The 2,847-nt window shown below is 30.8% G+C and carries 2 protein-coding genes; both read right to left on the bottom strand.

Annotated features, from left to right (window positions below):
- Positions 1-65 precede the first annotated feature (65 nt).
- Entirely contained in the window at positions 66-1,133 is a 1,068-nt protein-coding gene (locus ABD792_RS09010) for a hypothetical protein (RefSeq protein WP_345005591.1), read from the bottom strand.
- Between the two features lie 497 nt (positions 1,134-1,630).
- On the bottom strand, positions 1,631-2,638 hold the full coding sequence (locus tag ABD792_RS09005) for a receptor L domain-containing protein (protein WP_345005590.1): 1,008 nt from the start codon (positions 2,636-2,638) through the stop codon (positions 1,631-1,633).
- Positions 2,639-2,847: the final 209 nt, after the last annotated feature.

Below are 2,847 nucleotides of genomic sequence, written 5' to 3'. Positions count from 1 at the left end.
TAGAGTAAAAAGAGGGACTTTAGTCCCTCGTGTAACAAACCTATGGACTTTCAGTCCATAGTGGTTTAGTTCTTTTTATCGTTTGTTCCCTTTTTTCCCTCTTCAATACTAAGACTAATGTTTTCTAAAAGATTTTCTCTCTTACTTTTTCTATCTAATAGAGTTAATTTATCAGTTTTTTTCATTTTGAGGATTTCTTCTTCATTTATTTCGATTGTGGTTGTATCAGACTTAAAGTTTTCTACAAATGGATTTAATTCCTTAAATACGCCTAATTCGGCATTGTCAATTCCATTTTTCTTTGCAATAGCCATAAGATTTATAAATGCTTCAGCTTTTTTACAGTTATTTTCAAATCTCTCACGACTTATTTTACCTGTAATATAATCTCTGATAAAACCACCAATGCCTTTTAATAGGTTCTCAGTACTTATTACTACTTGTTTAATTCCAAGAAGTTCAGAATACCAAGAGCCTGTACTTACCTGATTAATTAATAATGGTTTTGACTCACTATCAATTTTATGGATATAACAAATGAAATTATATAGACCTTCAATTTTTTTAAATATTAGAACAAAATTTTCAATTAGAGGAACGTCTTGGTCAGTTCCGATTGTTAATGTTAAATAATCAACTGGTGAGTCTTTCTTAGATTTATTTAGCTCTTCTATTACATACAAAGCTTTCTCCTTTGCATTTTTAATGGCTTGCATTATAAGCAAACTATTTTCAATAATATCAAAAACCTGTTCCGCCTGCTTTTCAGAGTATGCATCAGTATGCTTTTCAGGGAATTCTTTAAGTAATTTAATTAATGAATTATCATCGTTGTAAGATTTGTCAAACAGATTTAAATCAGTTATAAATGAGTTGACTAATTCATAAACTTTATTTGGTCTTTTTGACCTAATAATTTTTAGTATTTCTTGATTTTTAGCATTGATTTCACTTTTCAACTTAGCCATTCCTCTGAATTGAGAGTTCTGGTCTCCAGGAACATTTATTATATCTTGTGGGTTTATTATATAGCTATTTCTAAGTTCATCAATTGAAGATATCAACTCTATTAATTCTTTGTTTTTTTCAAAGATTTTTAGAATTTGTTTTGAATAGAAATAGAAGTGATTCATAAATGTTCTTGTTTTTTGTTAAATGCTCTACAACGGACGGGTATATGAAACTTTTGGCATTTCAAAGCGATTTCCTATCAAACTGTTGCAATGTTTATTAAATGTACCGACCTTAAAATTAGCACTTTCCGCCAAATGTTTTATATACCATGTGCCTGTTGCACAACTTTTCAAATATAGATTAAAATTTCAAAATTTGCATGAAACTTCTTATTTTTAAGGATGCAAGGCAAAAAGAATTATCAGGAGAAGTTGTTCAATCAGTTTCAGTTAAGTGTTCGTGTACCGGATTTAAGGTATCATAAAGTGGGATAGATTATACAATGTCCGTTTTGCCTTTAAAGCTATCCTACAAGACATTTTACGTCCTTTTGGGCCTCTTAATTTTAGGGGGCAAACAATTTGCACGGTAAAATAAAAGCCCTTAAAAGGGCTTATTTGTATCTTGTTTTTGGAAAATTAAGGGCTTGTGCTACGGCTACCAATGTTGGCAATAGTTATTCTTTACAAAATCCATTTATTAAGTCTGATTTTGTTGGGTTAAAACTATTATTTTCTATGCGATAGTAGCCAGATAATCCATTGTTGTTCAATAGAGGTTGAAGAGCGCATAAATTGCTTAAATTTCCGTTATCATTAATTTCCAAATTTTGACCAACGGTTTTTAAAGACTCTAAACCATTCAAACTATTTAGATTATCATTATTAGCAATTACCAAATGTCTGCCAACAGATTCTAAAGATTCTAAACCTGTCAAACTGGTTAGATTACCATTGTTGTAGATTATTAATGTTCCACCTATAGATTCTATATTTGATAGAGCACTAATGTCTTCCAATGAAGAATTACCACCTTTTAAATCTAGACCTTGGCCAATAAATAAATCGTCAGTGATAATCTTAATATTGGATAAACCATCAAGATTTTTAAGTGAATTATTATTGTTGATTACAAGTTTAAATACTTGAGTCAAATCTTTCAAAGGAGATAAATCGTAAATATCAGTTGAAGAAGGAGCTGTTCCAGAAATATTAATGAGGTCTCCAATAACTAATATCCCTTCTATTTTGGAATATTTATTACTGCCTAAAAGTTCCAAGTCACTCTGTGTCCTTACTGCAATAGTAATCCCTGTAACAAAATGCCAGATTGGAGAACTTGCCAAAACATCTCCTTTATTACTTATTGTTTCGACTCTCCAATAATAAGTTGTATTAATTTTTAAATTAGTATACTTCTTTTCGGTTGTCTCTAAATTATAAACTGTAGTTGGGTTTTCAGACGTATCGAAATACATTCTGTATGTTGCATCTTCTGGGGTATTCTCTCCTGGTATAAAAGATATAGTTCCATTCATAACAGGAATTGGTGCGAGAACTGGATTTGGATCTGAATAAACTATCCTTTCAACAGGGAATACTTCTAATTCATTTTCATTATCCTTCTGGCAAGAAAAGAGAATAAGACAAATTAATATTATTGTGAGGTTGATTTCTTTTTTCATATTTGTGTTTTTATTATTACTAACGGTCTCGGCTATGAGTAGTTGCGTGGGTTAGCACTTAACTTAGCAAGTATGCACCAAACTGAAAATCCGCGAGTATTTTCAGAAGTAGGCGAGAACAAGCAATTACTTATAGCCATTGTGCCTGTTGCACAACTCGAATATAAGAAAGAAATTTCGTATTTTAGTATATGCAAGGCAAAAAACAA

The organism is Snuella lapsa (assembly GCF_039539345.1).
GTDB lineage: Bacteria > Bacteroidota > Bacteroidia > Flavobacteriales > Flavobacteriaceae > Snuella > Snuella lapsa.
Note: the sequence above shows the minus strand (reverse complement) of the source record. Positions and strands in the feature narration are given on the sequence as shown.